Origin of the sequence: Georhizobium profundi (genome assembly GCF_003952725.1) — a bacterium.
GTDB lineage: Bacteria > Pseudomonadota > Alphaproteobacteria > Rhizobiales > Rhizobiaceae > Georhizobium > Georhizobium profundi.
This window is the reverse complement of sequence record NZ_CP032509.1, coordinates 2,708,294-2,724,759: the sequence shown is the minus strand read 5'-3', so window position 1 is coordinate 2,724,759 and position 16,466 is coordinate 2,708,294. Positions and strand designations below refer to the sequence as shown.

The window sequence follows — 16,466 nt, the reverse complement described above, 5'->3', positions numbered from 1 at the left end:
ACGGCAAGCCGAATCTGACCTTAGAGAACGTGATCCATTTTGACTGAGATAGTTCCCCCCGGCGGGCCGCAGGGCCCATCTGGCATAGAGCCGGTTTCGATCGTCGATGAGATGCAGCGCTCCTATCTCGATTACGCCATGAGCGTGATCGTGTCGCGTGCGCTGCCCGACGTGCGCGACGGCCTGAAGCCGGTGCATCGGCGCATCCTCTATGCGATGCACGAGAGCGGTTATCACTGGAACAGGAAATACGTGAAGTCGTCGCGCATCGTCGGCGACGTCATGGGTAAGTATCACCCGCACGGCGACAGCGCGATCTACGACGCCATGGTGCGCATGGCGCAGCCCTGGTCGCTGCGCGCGATGCTCATCGACGGGCAGGGCAATTTCGGCTCGATCGACGGCGATCCGCCGGCGGCCATGCGCTACACCGAAGCGCGGCTGGCCAAGCTTGCGCATGAGCTTCTTGAAGACATCGACAAGGATACGATCGATTTTCAGGAAACCTACGACAGCTCCGGCTCCGAGCCGAAGGTGCTGCCGGCACGGTTTCCGAACCTGCTCGCCAACGGCGCGGGCGGCATCGCCGTCGGCATGGCGACGAACATTCCGCCGCACAATCTCGGTGAACTGGTCGATGGCTGCATCGCGCTGATCGACGATCCGTCGCTCGACCTGATCCAGCTCATGGAATTCATTCCCGGTCCCGATTTCCCCACGGGCGGCATCATCCTTGGACGCTCCGGCATCCGCAGCGCGTTCGAAACCGGCCGTGGCTCGGTCGTCATGCGCGGCAAAGTGCATTTCGAGCAGATCCGAGGCGACCGCGAAGCCATCATCATCACCGAAGTTCCCTATCAGGTGAACAAGGCGACGATGATCGAGAAGATGGCCGAGCTGGTGCGCGACAAGCGCATCGAGGGCATCTCGGACCTTCGCGACGAGTCGGACCGGCAGGGTTACCGCGTCGTCGTCGAGCTCAAGCGCGACGCCAATGCCGACGTGATCCTCAACCAGCTTTATCGCTACACGCCCCTGCAGACCTCGTTCGGCTGCAACATGGTGGCGCTCAACGGCGGCAAGCCGGAGCTGATGAACCTGATGGACATGCTGAGGGCGTTCATCGCCTTCCGCGAGACCGTCATCTCCCGGCGCACCAAGTTTCTGCTGCGCAAGGCGCGCGACCGCGCCCACGTGCTTGTCGGCATGGCGATCGCCGTCGCCAACATCGATGAAGTCATCCACCTGATCCGCAATGCGCCGGACCCGCAGGCTGCACGCGAGCAGTTGATGGAGCGCCGCTGGCCGTCAAAGGACGTTGCGCCGCTCATCCGGCTCATCGACGATCCGCGCCATCGCATCAACGAGGACGGCACCTACAATCTTTCCGAGGAACAGGCGCGCGCCATCCTCGAGCTGCGTCTGCAGCGCCTCACTGCGCTCGGTCGCGAGGAAATCGACGACGAGCTCAACAAGATCGGCGAGGAGATCAAGGATTACCTCGATATCCTTTCTTCGCGCGTCCGCATTCGTGAGATCATCAAGCAGGAATTGCGCGACGTCAAAGACGAATTCGGCACGCCGCGGCGGACCGAGCTCGGCGATGGCGGCCCCGACATGGACGATGAGGACCTCATCGCCCGCGAGGACATGGTCGTTACCGTCTCGCACTCCGGCTACATCAAGCGCGTGCCGCTTGCCACCTATCGGGCGCAGCGCCGTGGCGGCAAGGGTCGTTCAGGCATGGCGACGCGCGATGAGGATTTCGTCACGCGCCTGTTCGTCGCCAACACGCACACGCCGGTGCTGTTCTTCTCCTCGCGGGGCATCGTCTACAAGGAAAAGGTCTGGCGCCTGCCGATCGGCACGCCCCAGTCTCGCGGCAAGGCGCTGATCAACCTTCTGCCCATAGAGCACGGCGACCGCATCACCGCGATCATGCCGCTGCCCGAGGATGAGGAAAGCTGGGCCAATCTCGACGTCATGTTCTCCACTACGCGGGGAACGGTGCGTCGCAACAAGCTTTCGGATTTCGTCCAGGTGAACCGCAATGGCAAGATCGCCATGAAGTTCGACGACGAGAGCGATCAGATCCTGAACGTCGAGACCTGCACCGAGCACGACGACGTCGTTTTAACGACCGCGCTCGGGCAGTCGATCCGCTTCCCGACGACGGATGTGCGTGTCTTCGCAGGCCGCAATTCGATCGGCGTTCGCGGCATCTCGCTGGCTGACAGCGATCACGTGATCTCCATGGCGATCCTGTCGCATGTGGATGCCGACCCGGCCGAGCGCGCTGCCTTCCTGAAGCGGGCAACGGCGGAACGGCGCTCGGCGAACGGTGACGAGGAAGAAGTCACGCTGGTGGGAGAAGACGTCGTCGAAGCCGTCGATCTCAACAATGAACGGTTCGAGGAGTTGAAGGCCCGCGAACAGTTCGTTCTGACCGTCAGCGCCAAGGGCTATGGCAAACTGTCATCGTCCTATGATTTCCGCATCTCCGGACGTGGCGGCAAGGGCATCCGGGCAACCGACATCGCCAAAATCGGCGAGATCGGTGAACTTGTGGCCTTCTTCCCGGTCGAGCGCGGCGACCAGATCATGCTCGTCTCCAATGGCGGCCAGTTGATCCGTGTGCCGGTCGGTGGGATTCGTATTGCCAGCCGTGCGACCAAGGGCGTCACGATCTTCTCCACCTCGAAGGACGAACGTGTGGTATCGGTCGAGCGCATCAGCGAACCGGAGCCGGATGCCGTCGACGAGGTGCTCGAGGAAGCGGCAGAGGCGGAAGCGCTGGAGGAAATTGCGCGCGAGAGCGAAGGCGACGACGAGAGCGGCGACCGCGGAGAGACGGGCAGCAGCGAAGAATAAGCTGCTGTATCCGTCATCGGAATACAAAAAACCGGTCGCGGAGGGAACGCGACCGGTTTTTGATGTGTCCTGGTTGGGGCAGGGAAACCCAAACTTCGGACTGGAGGTCAGTCAGTCGTTTCGCCCTAGGGCAAAGTCTAAAAACGGCGCGTGGTCCGCGCTCTTGCTCTTGCTTGTTTTGCTTCTCGTCTCATCTGCGACAGCATGGCCGCCACATCTGTAATCAATACGCACGCAATAAAAGCGGCAAAGATGGTCAGGGTCGTCAGCATGGCGTGCTCTTTTAAGCTTGAGCTCAATAGTATTGGTGACGAACCGGGTTACGCACTGACTTGGACTGCCGGTTTTCGCTGCTGAGCGCCACCGCAGTGGCAACTGTCATAGCGATGAACATGACGATAGCGAGGATCAGAAGAGGCATTGTTCCAGTCTCCGTTATGCCCAATGAACGCAGGCGTCCGAAAAAGGTTTCATTCGATACTTGGATTTTAATCAGTGTATCGCTGAGCCGGACTTGAACAGGCCATTCATTTCGCGTTCATCGACTGCTGACGGTCATGGCTCCGTTGCTTGCGCGATGGCCGATGGCGTGACACAAGGCAGCCCATGCCAGGGAACCAGCAATGACCACTGCCTTCTATCCCGGGTCCTTCGACCCAATGACCAACGGCCATCTCGATGTGCTGCTGCAGGCTTTGGCACTCGGCGAAAAGCTGGTCGTCGGAATCGGTATCCACCCGGGCAAGCAGCCGCTCTTCAGTTTCGAAGAACGCGCCGATCTCATTCGCGCTTCCCTGAAGGAAGTCCTGCCGGACGCTCTGTCCCGTGTCACGGTCGTCGATTTTGGAAATCTCGTTGTGGATGCTGCGCGCGATAACGGCGCATCGATCCTGATCCGCGGTCTGCGCGACGGGACTGACCTCGATTACGAGATGCAGATGGCAGGTATGAATCGCCAGATGGCGCCCGATATCCAGACTGTGTTTCTGCCGGCCGGCGCTTCTTCCCGGCCGATTACGGCCACATTGGTGCGCCAGATCGCTTCGATGGGTGGCGATGTCAGTGCCTTCGTTCCGGGTTCGGTCCGATCGGCTTTGGCGGCGCGTTTCCCGGCTAAAGATCAAGATTGACCCGATTGGAGATTGCCTGATGAAATTCGTGCTGGCCGCGACAACCGCACTCATGTTGGGAGGCCTCTCGGCCATGGCACAAGAGGCGGGTGGCGACCTCGTCATCGAACTGAAGGATGGCGTCGTGCGCGTTGACCTGCTCGACGATGTGGCGCCCCAGCATACCCAGCGCATTCGAGAGCTCGCCGCCGCCGGCGAGTACGACAATGTTGCGTTTCACCGTGTGATCGACGGCTTCATGGCCCAGACCGGCGATGTGGAGTTCGGTGACCTGACCGATGGATACATGGCACCTCGTGCCGGCACCGGCGGCTCCGACCTGCCGGACCTTCCCGCTGAATTTTCCGATGTGCCTTTCGAGCGTGGGGTTGTCGGCATGGCGCGCTCGCAGGATCCGAATTCCGCAAATTCCCAGTTCTTCATCATGTTCGACGAGGGGTCGTTCCTGAACGGCCAGTACACGGTCGTCGGCCGCGTGACGGAAGGTATGGAATATGTGGACGCGATCAAGAAGGGCGATCAGGCGGCCAACGGCTCCGTCGACAGCCCGGACCGCATGATCAGCGTGCGCGTCGAATAATCAACGCTATAAATCAAAAACAGGAGAGACCCATGGCCGAGATCAAGGATCCGGAAAACGCACTCGTGATGGAAACGACCAAGGGCAGGGTCGTCATCGAACTCATGCCGGACCTCGCGCCCGAGCATGTCAAGCGCATCAAGGAACTCGCGCGCGAAACCGCCTATGACGGCGTCGTCTTCCACCGCGTCATCGATGGCTTCATGGCACAGACCGGCGACGTGAAATTCGGAAAGAGCGGCGGCAAGGACTTCAACCCGGGCCGTGCCGGCATGGGTGGTTCCGACAAGCCGGACCTGAAGGCGGAATTCTCCAACGTCAGCCATGTGCGCGGCACCTGCTCGATGGCCCGCTCGCAGAGCCCGAATTCGGCCAACTCGCAGTTCTTCATCTGCCTGGCCGACGCTCCTTGGCTCAACAAGCAGTATTCCGTCTGGGGTCAGGTGCTGGAAGGTATGGATGTCATCGACCTGATCAAGAAGGGCGAACCCGTTCGCGACCCCGACCAGATCGTTTCGCTGCGGGTTGCCGCAGACGCATGATGCTTCCGCGCTTCGCTCTTCTGGTCCTCGCATTCTCGGCGATGGCGCCGGCCGCCCACGCGACCGGCACGATCACCTGCGTCGATCAGGACGACCGCGTGGCGCTGGAGCTTTCGATCGGCACCTTGCCGGTCCTCAAGGTGGTCGGCGGCTCCATTGCCGTCGACGACCGGATGATTTCGATCGGCGATGAAGGGGCGGACGCCTTTGCCGTCGGTCAGGCCTTCCGCGCTGACGGGCGGCTGATGGTGGATTTCACCGACTCGAATATCGAGGCCGTGACGGCGCGATTGCGCCTCGAAGAGACTGGAGAGGCACGCGATTTCGTGACAGCCGGGACGTTCCAGCTTGTCGGTACGGGTGCCTACGCTGTGACCTGCGTCGGACCTTGATCCATGCGCGTCGATCTCTTCGATTTCGATCTGCCCGATGAGCGGATCGCCCTTCGCCCGGCCGTACCGCGCGACAGCGCCAGGCTTCTGGGCGTCGATCCGAATGCTCAGACACCGCTGAGCGACCATATCGTCAGCGATCTTCCAGCGTTGCTCGAGCCGGGCGATGCGCTCGTCTTCAACGACACCAAGGTCATCCCCGCGCAATTCGAGGGTCTGCGCCGCCGTCCGGGTCCGGATGGCGCTGATGTCACCGTCGGCGTTTCGGCGACCCTGCACATGCGCGCGGCTTCAGACCGCTGGTGGGCATTCGTGAAGCCCGGAAAGCGCGTGAAGCACGGCGACCGCATCGAATTCGGTGGCTCCACCGATACCTGCCTGGTCGGCCGCCTCGATGCGACGGTGATTGAGAAGGGCGAGGGCGGCGAAGTCCTGCTCGCTTTCGATCTCGACGGTCCGGCGCTTGATGAAGCGATCATGTCCGTCGGACACGTGCCGTTGCCGCCCTATATCGCCTCCAAGCGACCGGAAGACGCGCAGGATCGCGCCGATTATCAGACGATCTATGCCCGCGAAGACGGAGCCGTCGCCGCGCCGACCGCTGGTCTGCACTTTACCGACGAATTACTGAGCGCTCTGGAAGAGCGGGGGGTCGAACGCCACTTTGTGACCCTACATGTCGGGGCAGGGACCTTCCTTCCCGTAAAGGCCGACACGACGGAAGATCATCGCATGCATGCCGAGATCGGCCATGTGTCTGCGGCGACCGCCGATGCGCTGAACGCGGTGCGCGCCCGCGGCGGGCGAATCGTCTCGGTGGGCACGACCTCGCTGCGGCTTCTGGAAAGCGCGGCCAGCGAAGACGGGAAGATCGAGCCATGGTCGGGTGCGACCGACATCTTCATCACGCCCGGCTATCGCTTCCGCGCCGTCGACATGCTGATGACGAATTTCCACCTGCCGCGTTCGACGCTCTTCATGCTGGTTTCCGCCTTTGCCGGGCTGGAAACGATGCGGGCGGCCTACGCGCACGCAATCGCCAACGAATACCGCTTCTATTCCTACGGCGATTCCTCGCTGCTCAAGAAAGCCGACCATGAGTGACGTCTTCCGCTTCGATATCGCCGCGACCGACGGGGCGGCGCGCACCGGCGCGATATCGATGCCGCGCGGCACCGTCCGCACGCCGGCCTTCATGCCTGTCGGCACCGCCGGCACCGTCAAGGCGATGTATCTCGACCAGGTGCGCGATCTCGGCGCAGACATTATTCTTGGCAACACCTACCATTTGATGCTGCGGCCGGGGGCCGAGCGCGTCGCGCGGCTCGGCGGCCTGCACGACCTGATCCGATGGCCGCACCCGATCCTGACGGATTCGGGCGGGTTCCAGGTGATGTCGCTCTCCGGCCTGCGCAAGCTGGATGAACAGGGTGTCACGTTCCAATCGCATGTGGATGGCAGCCGCCACCACATGAGCCCGGAGCGATCGATCGAGATCCAGGGTCTGCTCGGATCGGATATCCAGATGCAGCTCGACGAATGTGTGGCTCTTCCTGCCAAGCGTTCCGAGGTCGAGCGCGCCATGGACATGTCCGTGCGTTGGGCGGAGCGCTGCAAGACGGCATTCGGCGACCAACCCGGCAAGGCGATGTTCGGCATCGTGCAGGGCGGCGACCAGCCCGATCTGCGCGTCAAATCGGCGGAGGCGCTGAAGGCGCTCGACCTCAAGGGTTATGCCGTCGGCGGTCTAGCTGTGGGTGAACCGCAAGACGTGATGCTGGCCATGCTGGAAACGACGTGCCCCGTGTTGCCCAGCGAGAAGCCGCGTTATCTCATGGGCGTCGGCACGCCCGACGACATCATAAAGTCGGTTGCCCGCGGCATCGACATGTTCGACTGCGTGATGCCGACGCGCGCCGGCCGTCATGGCTTGGCGTTCACTAGAAGGGGCCGGATCAATCTGCGCAACGCCCGCCATGCGGAAGACACGCGGCCGCTGGACGAGGAGTCGGCATGCCCGGCGAGCCGAGACTACTCGCGGGCCTATCTGCACCATCTCGTGCGCGCCAACGAAGCACTGGGCGGCATGCTGCTCACCTGGAACAACCTTGCTTATTACCAGGACCTGATGCGCGGAATTCGCCAGGCGATCGCCGAGGGCCGTTTCGCGGACTTCATGGCCGAGACGCAGGACGAATGGGCGCGCGGAGATATCGCGCCCCGCTGATCAAGCGTCAGGTCTGCGGCGCGGCGGACTTCACCATCTGCACGCCGTTGATTTTGAAGACGCCATCCTCCTGCTTCTTGAGGATGTAAAGCGCCGTCCAGTCATCCCCGTCGGGCCCGGCAATCAGCACCTCCTGCGCGATGCGATCGCCTGCGAGCGGACGTGAGCGGCCAAAGGCGAAATTGTTGGGTCGATAAACCGGCGCATAGCTGCTCTGGACCATCTGGAAGAAGCGATCCTTGTCGACAAACATCGTCTGGATCTCGGGCGCAGCGTGGAAATAGGCGGCATCGGCGTCGTCGTTGAGGAATGCCGTAATCTGGCTTTCGATGACCGCTTGAGCCTCCTCGACATCGTCCGCCAAAGCCGGAAGAGGAGCGAAAGGCAAGGCGGCAAGCAGCAGGCCAATAAATGCAGTCTTGATGCGCATGGTGACCTCCAGCATGGGCTGATGATGGAAGGATAGGCGAGTCTCAGCGCGGGGGAAGTGCCCGGCAGACATATTCGAGCGCACCGTATGGCCAACGTGCAGCGGCTCTCCGAAACCTCTTTGATTTCCCGGTGGTTTTGCGGCGTGTGCGGTTCGGGAAGAAATCGTTCGCTTTTCCCGACGGAGATGAAAAGCGCATCCGGCAAGACTTTTGCGAACGCATTCCTGTTTCTTCTTTGCAGCGCGGCTCTCCGGCACAATGCACACTAGATCAACAGGAGTGCATCGTGGCCGACCGCGAACAACAGCTCAGCGTCTTTCCGGCCTTTTTCAAGGTCGAGGACCGCGTTGTTGCGATCTTCGGTAACGGCGCCGAAGCTTTCGCCAAGACGCGCCTGCTTCTGAACACGCGCGCCGACATCCGCGTATACGCAGACGCTCCGGCAGATGATTTCGCGCGTTTCATCCGCGAAAACGGAATCTCCCACATCCCCGCCGGCTTTTCGCGCGACGCGATCGAGAGCGCGGTTCTCGTCTTTGCTGCGACAGGGGATGCTGCCGAGGATCGGCGGATCGTCGCGGAAGCGCGCGCGTTGCGCATCCCGGCAAACGCCGTGGACCAGCCGGACGAATGTGATTTCTATACGCCGGCTTTGGTCAATCGCGCGCCGGTGGCTGTGGCGATCGGCACCGAAGGGGCCGGACCGGTTCTCGGCCAGATGATCCGCTCGCGCATCGATCAGATGCTGTCACCGTCTTTGGGGTCTCTGGCACGTCTTGCAGCGAGCTACCGTATCGCGGTCGACCGGCTGATGCCTCGTGGTGTCGCCCGCCGCATTTTCTGGCGCCGTTTCTTCGAAGGCGGCGTCGCCGACCACGTCTCTCGTGGTGATCTTTCCCAAGCCCGACGCGAGGCGACACGCATGCTGCGCCAGCGCGAGGATGTCGAAGGCCATGTCTGGCTGGTTGGCGCAGGTCCGGGCGCGGTCGATCTTCTGACCCTGCGCGCGCAGCGGGTGATGATGGAAGCCGACGCCATTGTTTACGACGCGCTTGTGCCTCAGGCGATCGTCGACATGGGCCGTCGCGATGCCGACAGGTTTTCCGTGGGCAAGCGCAAGGGCTGCCATTCCAAGTCGCAGAACGAGATCAATGCGCTTCTGGTCGAACTCGCTTCCACCGGCAAGCGCGTGGTTCGGCTGAAATCCGGCGATCCGCTGGTCTACGGGCGCGCTGCTGAGGAAATGGCCGCATTGCGTGATGCCGGGATCGGTTATGAAATCGTTCCGGGCATCACATCCGCATTCGCTGCAGCGGCAGACTTTGAACTTCCGCTGACGCTGCGTGGCGTCGCATCCTCAATGGTTTTCACGACCGGCCATGATCTTCAGGGTGAGACGCTGCCCGACTGGGCGAGCCTGGCATGCTCGGGTGCGACGATTGCCGTCTATATGGGCCGGACCGTGGCCGCCGACGTGGCGCGCCGCCTGGTCGCAGCCGGCATGTCGCCCGATACGACGGTCGCCGTGATCGAGAATGCCAGCCGCTCGGATCGGCGGCTCTTCCACGGCGTCCTGGCCGATCTCCCGGCGATCCAGGATCGCAGCGATCTGACCGGTCCTGTCATGGTCATCATCGGCGACGCTGTTGCCGGCGCCAATTTTGCAAATTCAACGCTGCTGGAGCCGCTCATGGCGGCCAGCGAAGCGGCTTAAAGATAAGAAAAGGAGTTCACGCATGGCTCTCAAGGTTCTCACCGCCAATCGGCTCAGCGACGGCATCGCCGTCTGGCTCGGTGCCGATGGTTCCTGGCAGGAAACGATCGACGAGGCTTTCGTCGCGCGCCACGAGGCAGCGCTGACGGGCCTTCAGGATGCCGAGAAAGTGGCGGCATTCGACATCCAGGTCGTCGATGTGACGCTGGTTGATGTCGAGGAGCGTGACGGACACCTTTATCCGCTTCGCTTGCGTGAGCGCATTCGCGCGACAGGCCCGACCGTACGCCTCGATCTTGGCAAGCAGGCCGAAACGCTTGCAGATGATGCCGCTGCAATCGCAGCCTGAAGGACGCTTCGCATGTATCGTTACGATGAATTCGACCACGCCTTCGTGCGCGAGCGGGTCGAGCAGTATCGCGACCAGGTCGACCGTCGCGTCTCCGGCGAGATCACCGAGGATCAATTCAAGCCGCTGCGGCTGATGAACGGCGTCTATCTGCAACTGCATGCCTACATGCTGCGCGTGGCGGTTCCTTACGGAACCCTCTCGTCGACGCAGATGCGCAGGCTCGCCCATATCGCGCGCGTGTACGACCGTGGTTACGGCCATTTCACCACGCGCCAGAACATCCAGTACAACTGGCCGAAATTGGTCGACACGCCCAAGATTCTGGAAGAGCTGGCCGAAGTTGAGATGCACGCCATCCAGACCTCGGGCAACTGCATCCGCAATGTCACGGCCGATCACTTCGCCGGCGTCGCCGCCGACGAGGTCGCCGATCCGCGGCCCTACGCAGAGATTCTACGGCAGTGGTCGTCGGTCCATCCGGAATTTTCGTTCCTGCCGCGCAAGTTCAAGATCGCGGTCACGGGCGCCGAGCGCGATCGCGCTGCGATCCAGACACACGATATCGGCCTGCACCTGAAGAAGAACGATGCAGGCGAGCTCGGTTTTGCGGTCTATATCGGCGGCGGTCAGGGCCGTACGCCCATGGTTGCGAAGCTGATCCGCGAATTCCTGCCGGAGAGCGAATTGCTGTCCTACACGACGGCGATCCTGCGCGTTTACAACCTCTTCGGTCGCCGCGACAACAAGTACAAGGCGCGCATCAAGATCCTCGTCCACGAGACCGGGACCGAGGAACTGACGGCGCAGATCGAAGCGGAGTGGGAGAAGTTGCGCGCTGGCGAGCTTGCCTTGCCGGATGCCGATATCGCGGCGATCACAAGCTATTTTGCCATACCCGATCTGCCGGAGCGTTCCGAAGGGTGGGCTCTGCTGGCAGCCGAGAAGAAGCGTGACGCACAATTTGCCGCCTGGGTGCAGCAGAACGTGACGGCGCACAAGAACCCGGATTACGGCGTCGTGACCATTTCGCTGAAGCCGATCGGTGGCATTCCTGGCGATGCGTCCGACGTGCAGATGGACCTGATCGCCGATATCGCCGAAGCCTACAGCCAGGATGAGATCCGCGTGACGCACGAGCAGAACCTCGTTCTGCCTCACGTTGCGCTCGCCGATCTGAAGGCCGTCTACGACCAGCTGGCCGGTGCGGAGCTTGCGACCGCCAACAACAACCTGATCACCGACATCATTGCGTGCCCGGGCCTCGACTATTGCGCGCTGGCGAACGCCCGCTCGATCCCTGTCGCCCAGGAAATCTCCAACCGATTCGGCAGTGCCGAGCGGCAGCTGGAGATCGGCGAGCTGAAGATCAAGATTTCGGGCTGCATCAACGCCTGCGGCCACCACCATGTGGGCCACATCGGTATTCTCGGCGTCGAGAAAAAGGGCGCTGAGCTCTACCAGATCACGCTTGGCGGCTCGGCAGACAACGAGACGTCGATCGGTGAGATCGTCGGTCGCGGCTTTGAGCCAGAAAAGATCACCGATGCGATCGAGACGGTTGTCGACACCTATCTCGGCCTGCGCACCTCGCCGGAGGAGACCTTCATCCAGGCTTACCGCCGCGTCGGCGCTCAGCCCTTCAAGACAGCGCTCTATGGCGAGCCGGCCAAGGCGGCGTGAGGACAGTTGATGACTGAAGTAAAAGTCTGGACGGAGCAGGGCTTCGTCGCCAACGATCCCTGGCAGATCGTCGAGTTTCAGGACGAATTGCCGGAGGGCGACGTGATCGTTCCTCTGGAAGCATTCGTTGCGCTGTCCGACGAGCAGCGACACGGCGTTGGCTTGGAACCCGGGCGCAACACGCGCCGCATTGGCGTGTTGATTTCGCCCGATGACGAGCCGGAGACGATCGCCGACATGCTCGGCCAGATCGCTCTGGTCGCGATCGATTTTCCAAAGTTCTCCGATGGCCGCGGCTTCTCGCATGCTGCGATGCTGCGCGAGCAGTTGGGCTATGGCGGCGAAATCCGCGCCGTGGGTGACGTGCTCATCGATCAGATACCGCTCATGCGTCGGGTTGGCTTCGACAGCTTCTCGGTCAAGAGCGCAACGACGCTGAAGCGTCTTGAGGAAGGCCGTCCCGGCGGTATATCTCTCCACTATCAACCGACTGCGAAGGATGCGCAGGCCGGACAAGGCTATAGCTGGCGGCGTCGCTCCGCCTGATTCCCGTTCCGTTCCGTAAAGGCGATCCGATGCACATCAATGTCACCGATCAGGACGGCGTCCAGCACCGTCTCGAGGCTCTCGAAGGCTTCCGGGTGATGGAAATCATCCGCGACTGGGGCTTGAACATCAACGCCGAATGCGGCGGCGCCTGCGCTTGCGCGACCTGCCACGTCTATGTCGCCGATGAATGGCTCGATCGTCTCCACCCGCAGGAAGACGAGGAAGTCGACATGCTCGACGCCGCCTTCATGGTTGAAAACAACTCGCGCCTGTCCTGTCAAATCATCATGAGCGAAGACCTCGACGGGCTCGAGGTTACGCTCGCCCCCGGCACCGAGAAGGAAAGGGCGGCGGCCTGATTCAGTGCGCGGCGGTCGCGCCTAGCCATTGCTGGCAATTGTCATTCCATCGCGATAGTGCAACCTTCCGGCAACGATCGGGAGGGTCAGGCGATGGATTTTGCGCTAAGCGAGGAACAGCTCGCGATATTCGAAATGGCGCGCGATTTCGGCTCCGAGCGGATCGCGCCCCATGCCTCCGCCTGGGAAGAGGCGGGCACCATCCCCAAGGATGTGCTGAAGGATGCTGCCGCCCTTGGGCTTGCTGGCATTTATGTCCGTGAAGAAAACGGTGGCTCCGGCCTTACGCGGCTCGACGCAGCGTTGATCTTCGAGGCGCTGTCGATGGCCTGTCCGTCCGTCGCCGCCTTTTTGTCCATCCACAACATGTGCGCCTGGATGATCGATCGATTCGGCGACGAGGCGACGCAGGATCGTTGGCTGGCGCCGCTCGCCCGCATGGACGTGATCGCGTCATACTGCCTGACCGAACCGAATTCCGGCTCCGATGCCGCCGCACTCGCCACGCGCGCCGAGCGCATGGGCGACACATTGCGCCTGAACGGCACCAAGTCTTTCATCTCGGGCGGCTCCTATTCCGATCTCTACATCGTCATGGCACGCACCGGCCAAACGGGACCTTCGGGCATCTCCGCTGTTATTGTGGAGGATGGAACGCCTGGGCTTTCCTTCGGCGCTCTGGAAAAGAAGATGGGATGGCGTGCGCAGCCGACGAGCGAAGTGCGATTCGACGATTGTGATGTGCCGGCTAATCATCTTCTGGGCAAAGAAGGCGAGGGCTTCAAATATGCGATGGCCGGTCTGGACGGCGGGCGGCTGAACATCGCAGCCTGTGCCTTGGGAGCGGCCCAGACGGCGCTCGACAAGGCGCTGTCCTATACCGGCGAACGCAAGGCTTTCGGCCAGACGCTGGATCAATTCCAGGGGTTGCAGTTCCGCCTGGCGGATATGGAAACTGAGTTGCAGGCCGCGCGAATCTTTTTGCGCCAGGCTGCCTGGAAACTGGATCAGGGTGCGCCGGACGCAACCAAATTCTGCGCCATGGCCAAGCGATTCGTGACGGACACGGCATTCGAGGTCGCCAACCAGGCGCTGCAGCTGCACGGCGGCTATGGCTATTTAGCCGACTATGGAATCGAGAAGATCGTCCGCGATCTCCGGGTCCACCAGATCCTGGAGGGCACCAACGAAATCATGCGCCTCATCACCGCTCGTGCGCTTTTGAAGGAACGCGGACATTGAGCGAAGCGCCTGAAGTCATCATCCGCAAGCAGGGGCGGGCAGGGCGCATCACGCTCAATCGCCCGCATGCTCTCAATGCGCTGACCCATGCCATGGCGCTCGCCATCGAACATGCGCTGCTGATCTGGCGGGACGACCCGGATGTGGCGCTGGTCATCGTCGATGCTGCCGGTGAGAAGGCCTTCTGCGCCGGTGGCGACATCCAGGATCTGTATCGATCCGGCATGGCAGGGGACTTCGAGCATGGGCGACGCTTCTGGAGCGACGAATACCGCCTCAATGCGCTGATCGCCCACTATTCAAAGCCATATGTCGCGTTGATGGACGGCATCACGCTCGGCGGTGGCGTCGGTATCGGCGCCCATGGCTCGCATCGGATCGTGACCGAACGCACGATGCTCGCCATGCCCGAATGCGGCATCGGGCTCGTGCCGGATGTTGGCGGCTCGTTCATTCTCGGCCATGCGCCTGGACGGATGGGCCTCTATCTCGGGCTCACCGGCATGCGACTGAAGGCCGATGGCGCGATCTACACGGGCTTTGCCGATCATCTGGTCCCGCACGAGCGTTTGAGCGACATGGTGGCTGCATTCTGTGAGAGCGGGGACGCATCCGCGATCAGCGATTATCGCGCCGACCCGTATGCCGGCAATCTGCGCTCCATTGCGCATGAGGTCGACGAAGCATTCGAGGGCACCGATCCAGTCGTGCATCTGCAGCGCCTGGACGCAGCATCGGCGGACGGCAACTGGCAGCAGGACGCTGCGAAAGCGATCAGAAGAGCGAGCCCGCTTTCGGTCCAGTGCACGACCCTGATCATTGCAGCAGCAGCCGGCTTTGCGGACGTCGGTGATGCTCTGCGCCAGGAATACCGGTTCGTGTGGCGCTGCATGGATCAGGGAGACTTTCTCGAAGGCGTGCGCGCCCAACTGATCGACAAGGATCGCAATCCGCAATGGCGCCATGCGAGCCTTGAGGAAGCGGCCGGCGACGCTGCCGCGATGTTGGCGCCGCTCGGCAACGAAGAACTGGTAATTTGACTGCAGAAGATGAGGGAGGGTCGATCATGCGCGTCGGTTTTATAGGACTTGGTAACATGGGTGCGCCGATGGCCACCAATCTGGTCAAGGCTGGCCACGAAGTCACCGGCTTCGACGTGGCCGGCGTTCAGATCGATGGCGTGCGATCAGCTGCAAGCGCTGCGGAGGCTGCGCGTGACCAGGACGTGGTGATCACGATGCTGCCGAGCGGCAGCATCCTTCAGTCCGTCTACGGTGAAATCGTTCCGGCTGCCCGCAAGGGGGCGTGTCTCATCGACTGCTCGACGGTGGATGTGGAGAGCGCGCGGGCAGCTCACGCCGCCGCCGAGGCTGCCGGGCTCCTCAGCGTCGACGCGCCCGTCTCAGGCGGTGTGGGCGGTGCCGCGGCGGGCACGCTCACTTTCATGGCAGGCGGAACGGACGAAGCGTTTGCCGTGGCACAGCCGCTCTTCGAGATCATGGGCAAGAAGGCGGTGCATTGTGGTGCAGCCGGGGCCGGCCAGGCCGCGAAGATCTGCAACAACATGATCCTCGGCATCTCGATGATCGGCGTATGCGAAGCCTTTGTGTTGGCAGACAAGCTTGGCCTGTCGCGCCAAAGCGTGTTTGACGTGGTGTCCACCTCGTCCGGCTCCTGCTGGTCGATGAACACCTATTGCCCGGCACCGGGCATAGGCCCGCAAAGTCCTGCCGATAATGAGTACCGACCCGGCTTCGCGGCAGAACTCATGCTGAAGGATCTGAAATTGTCCCAGGCGGCGGCAGAGGGCGTCGATGCGGCAACGCCCATGGGCGAACGGGCAACGGAGCTGTATGAGGCCTTCGTTGCCGAAGGCGGCAAGGGCCGGGATTTTTCAGCGATGATCGAAGCGTTGGCGGGCCAATCCCGCCGTTGATCGGCGAGATTGAAGTTGGATGTATTGGCTTTGCGGCAATCAGGCCGCGCGCAGCACCGCATTCAGGGCGTCCAGGTCGACGACGGCCTCACGCACGACGAGCCGGTGAATTTCGTCGGGTTCGCACCCGTCCTGTCTCAGGCGCTGGACAATGGCCTGCAGGGTCTTGTCATCCGTAACGCGTGGTTTGTGGCCAATCGGCTTGCTGCGCATTCCTGATCATCCTCATCCATTTCGAGTGGTCACGGGGGTAGGAATCAATCGAGTCCGAACTGTGTCGAGATTCTCATCATCCACAGGTCAGTTGAACCTGTGGATTCTTGAGCTAGACAACCGGAGGAGAAGGCGCGCGATGTCGTGAATCAGACATGGCGTGTCCATGTGAAGCAGTGCAGCGGGCTTGTGCTCGGCTAAAGGCCATGAACAAGCACTTTTTCTTGGCAAAGAGCCCGACAACAAAC

The 16,466-nt window shown here is 62.0% G+C and carries 18 protein-coding genes; 15 read left to right on the top strand and 3 right to left on the bottom strand.

Features of this window, described 5'->3' with window-relative positions; genetic code table 11:
* The first annotated feature begins 39 nt into the window (after window positions 1-39).
* Window positions 40-2,871 carry a DNA gyrase subunit A gene (gyrA, locus tag D5400_RS13050; RefSeq protein ID WP_126010409.1) on the top strand — a complete coding sequence of 944 codons (2,832 nt, stop codon included), beginning with the start codon at window positions 40-42 and terminating at the stop codon, window positions 2,869-2,871.
* 137 nt (window positions 2,872-3,008) lie between these two features.
* On the opposite strand, the gene D5400_RS21725 is transcribed toward gyrA, so the two are convergent.
* Window positions 3,009-3,143, bottom strand: coding sequence for a hypothetical protein (locus D5400_RS21725; protein ID WP_280987464.1), 135 nt, complete (start codon window positions 3,141-3,143; stop codon window positions 3,009-3,011).
* A gap of 351 nt (window positions 3,144-3,494) precedes the next feature.
* Between D5400_RS21725 and coaD the strand changes: the two genes are divergently transcribed.
* Genes coaD through tgt form a run of 6 tightly spaced genes read left to right on the top strand, consistent with a single transcriptional unit; the run spans window position 3,495 to window position 7,742 of the window.
* Window positions 3,495-4,001 (top strand): pantetheine-phosphate adenylyltransferase, encoded by a 507-nt coding sequence (coaD, locus tag D5400_RS13045; RefSeq protein ID WP_126010408.1) that lies wholly within the window; start codon window positions 3,495-3,497, stop codon window positions 3,999-4,001.
* 19 nt (window positions 4,002-4,020) lie between these two features.
* Window positions 4,021-4,581, top strand: coding sequence for a peptidylprolyl isomerase (locus D5400_RS13040; protein WP_126010407.1), 561 nt, complete (start codon window positions 4,021-4,023; stop codon window positions 4,579-4,581).
* Window positions 4,582-4,613: 32 nt separating this feature from the next.
* Window positions 4,614-5,123 carry a peptidylprolyl isomerase gene (locus tag D5400_RS13035; RefSeq protein WP_126010406.1) on the top strand — a complete coding sequence of 170 codons (510 nt, stop codon included), beginning with the start codon at window positions 4,614-4,616 and terminating at the stop codon, window positions 5,121-5,123.
* Window positions 5,120-5,515 (top strand): hypothetical protein, encoded by a 396-nt coding sequence (locus D5400_RS13030; protein WP_126010405.1) that lies wholly within the window; start codon window positions 5,120-5,122, stop codon window positions 5,513-5,515. The genes D5400_RS13035 and D5400_RS13030 overlap by 4 nt, the downstream gene beginning before the upstream one ends.
* Window positions 5,516-5,518: 3 nt before the next feature.
* Window positions 5,519-6,619: a tRNA preQ1(34) S-adenosylmethionine ribosyltransferase-isomerase QueA gene (queA, locus tag D5400_RS13025; RefSeq protein WP_126010404.1), complete on the top strand. Its 1,101-nt coding sequence runs from the start codon at window positions 5,519-5,521 to the stop codon at window positions 6,617-6,619.
* The gene (gene tgt, locus D5400_RS13020; RefSeq protein ID WP_126010403.1) at window positions 6,612-7,742 is read left to right on the top strand and encodes a tRNA guanosine(34) transglycosylase Tgt; all 1,131 of its coding nucleotides are present in this window, start codon (window positions 6,612-6,614) and stop codon (window positions 7,740-7,742) included. The genes queA and tgt overlap by 8 nt, the downstream gene beginning before the upstream one ends.
* A gap of 7 nt (window positions 7,743-7,749) precedes the next feature.
* Here the strand turns inward: tgt and D5400_RS21570 are convergent, their stop codons facing one another.
* Window positions 7,750-8,430: a DUF4864 domain-containing protein gene (locus tag D5400_RS21570; protein WP_245451293.1), complete on the bottom strand. Its 681-nt coding sequence runs from the start codon at window positions 8,428-8,430 to the stop codon at window positions 7,750-7,752.
* 26 nt (window positions 8,431-8,456) lie between these two features.
* On the opposite strand from D5400_RS21570, the gene cysG reads away from it, so the two are divergent.
* The 8 genes from cysG to mmsB all read left to right on the top strand — a co-directional run bounded on the left by cysG (window position 8,457) and on the right by mmsB (window position 16,005).
* The gene (gene cysG / locus D5400_RS13010; protein WP_425364927.1) at window positions 8,457-9,887 is read left to right on the top strand and encodes a siroheme synthase CysG; all 1,431 of its coding nucleotides are present in this window, start codon (window positions 8,457-8,459) and stop codon (window positions 9,885-9,887) included.
* Window positions 9,888-9,909: 22 nt separating this feature from the next.
* A complete protein-coding gene (locus D5400_RS13005) occupies window positions 9,910-10,236 on the top strand; it encodes a DUF2849 domain-containing protein (RefSeq protein WP_126010400.1) in 327 nt (108 codons plus the stop codon).
* A gap of 12 nt (window positions 10,237-10,248) precedes the next feature.
* Window positions 10,249-11,919: a nitrite/sulfite reductase gene (locus tag D5400_RS13000; protein WP_126010399.1), complete on the top strand. Its 1,671-nt coding sequence runs from the start codon at window positions 10,249-10,251 to the stop codon at window positions 11,917-11,919.
* 9 nt (window positions 11,920-11,928) lie between these two features.
* Window positions 11,929-12,465 carry a DUF934 domain-containing protein gene (locus D5400_RS12995; protein ID WP_126010398.1) on the top strand — a complete coding sequence of 179 codons (537 nt, stop codon included), beginning with the start codon at window positions 11,929-11,931 and terminating at the stop codon, window positions 12,463-12,465.
* 29 nt (window positions 12,466-12,494) lie between these two features.
* A complete protein-coding gene (locus D5400_RS12990; RefSeq protein WP_126010397.1) occupies window positions 12,495-12,827 on the top strand; it encodes a 2Fe-2S iron-sulfur cluster-binding protein in 333 nt (110 codons plus the stop codon).
* A 93-nt stretch (window positions 12,828-12,920) separates the two neighbouring features.
* A complete protein-coding gene (locus tag D5400_RS12985; protein WP_126010396.1) occupies window positions 12,921-14,069 on the top strand; it encodes an acyl-CoA dehydrogenase family protein in 1,149 nt (382 codons plus the stop codon).
* Window positions 14,066-15,109, top strand: coding sequence for an enoyl-CoA hydratase/isomerase family protein (locus D5400_RS12980; RefSeq protein ID WP_126010395.1), 1,044 nt, complete (start codon window positions 14,066-14,068; stop codon window positions 15,107-15,109). Before D5400_RS12985 ends, D5400_RS12980 begins: the two co-directional genes overlap by 4 nt.
* A gap of 26 nt (window positions 15,110-15,135) precedes the next feature.
* Window positions 15,136-16,005, top strand: a complete 870-nt coding sequence (gene mmsB / locus D5400_RS12975; protein ID WP_126010394.1) for a 3-hydroxyisobutyrate dehydrogenase — start codon at window positions 15,136-15,138, stop codon at window positions 16,003-16,005.
* Window positions 16,006-16,044: 39 nt separating this feature from the next.
* Here the strand turns inward: mmsB and D5400_RS21185 are convergent, their stop codons facing one another.
* Entirely contained in the window at window positions 16,045-16,218 is a 174-nt protein-coding gene (locus D5400_RS21185; protein WP_164527888.1) for a hypothetical protein, read from the bottom strand.
* Window positions 16,219-16,466: the final 248 nt, after the last annotated feature.

Bases quoted from the DNA above. Each gene is read 5' to 3' on its own strand.
- D5400_RS21725 (WP_280987464.1), bottom strand. From the start codon at position 3,143: ATGCTGACGACCCTGACCATCTTTGCCGCTTTTATTGCGTGCGTATTG.
- coaD (WP_126010408.1), top strand. From the start codon at position 3,495: ATGACCACTGCCTTCTATCCCGGGTCCTTCGACCCAATGACCAACGGC.
- D5400_RS13040 (WP_126010407.1), top strand. From the start codon at position 4,021: ATGAAATTCGTGCTGGCCGCGACAACCGCACTCATGTTGGGAGGCCTC.
- D5400_RS13035 (WP_126010406.1), top strand. From the start codon at position 4,614: ATGGCCGAGATCAAGGATCCGGAAAACGCACTCGTGATGGAAACGACC.
- D5400_RS13030 (WP_126010405.1), top strand. From the start codon at position 5,120: ATGATGCTTCCGCGCTTCGCTCTTCTGGTCCTCGCATTCTCGGCGATG.
- queA (WP_126010404.1), top strand. From the start codon at position 5,519: ATGCGCGTCGATCTCTTCGATTTCGATCTGCCCGATGAGCGGATCGCC.
- tgt (WP_126010403.1), top strand. From the start codon at position 6,612: ATGAGTGACGTCTTCCGCTTCGATATCGCCGCGACCGACGGGGCGGCG.
- D5400_RS13005 (WP_126010400.1), top strand. From the start codon at position 9,910: ATGGCTCTCAAGGTTCTCACCGCCAATCGGCTCAGCGACGGCATCGCC.
- D5400_RS13000 (WP_126010399.1), top strand. From the start codon at position 10,249: ATGTATCGTTACGATGAATTCGACCACGCCTTCGTGCGCGAGCGGGTC.
- D5400_RS12995 (WP_126010398.1), top strand. From the start codon at position 11,929: ATGACTGAAGTAAAAGTCTGGACGGAGCAGGGCTTCGTCGCCAACGAT.
- D5400_RS12990 (WP_126010397.1), top strand. From the start codon at position 12,495: ATGCACATCAATGTCACCGATCAGGACGGCGTCCAGCACCGTCTCGAG.
- D5400_RS12985 (WP_126010396.1), top strand. From the start codon at position 12,921: ATGGATTTTGCGCTAAGCGAGGAACAGCTCGCGATATTCGAAATGGCG.
- mmsB (WP_126010394.1), top strand. From the start codon at position 15,136: ATGCGCGTCGGTTTTATAGGACTTGGTAACATGGGTGCGCCGATGGCC.
- D5400_RS21185 (WP_164527888.1), bottom strand. From the start codon at position 16,218: ATGCGCAGCAAGCCGATTGGCCACAAACCACGCGTTACGGATGACAAG.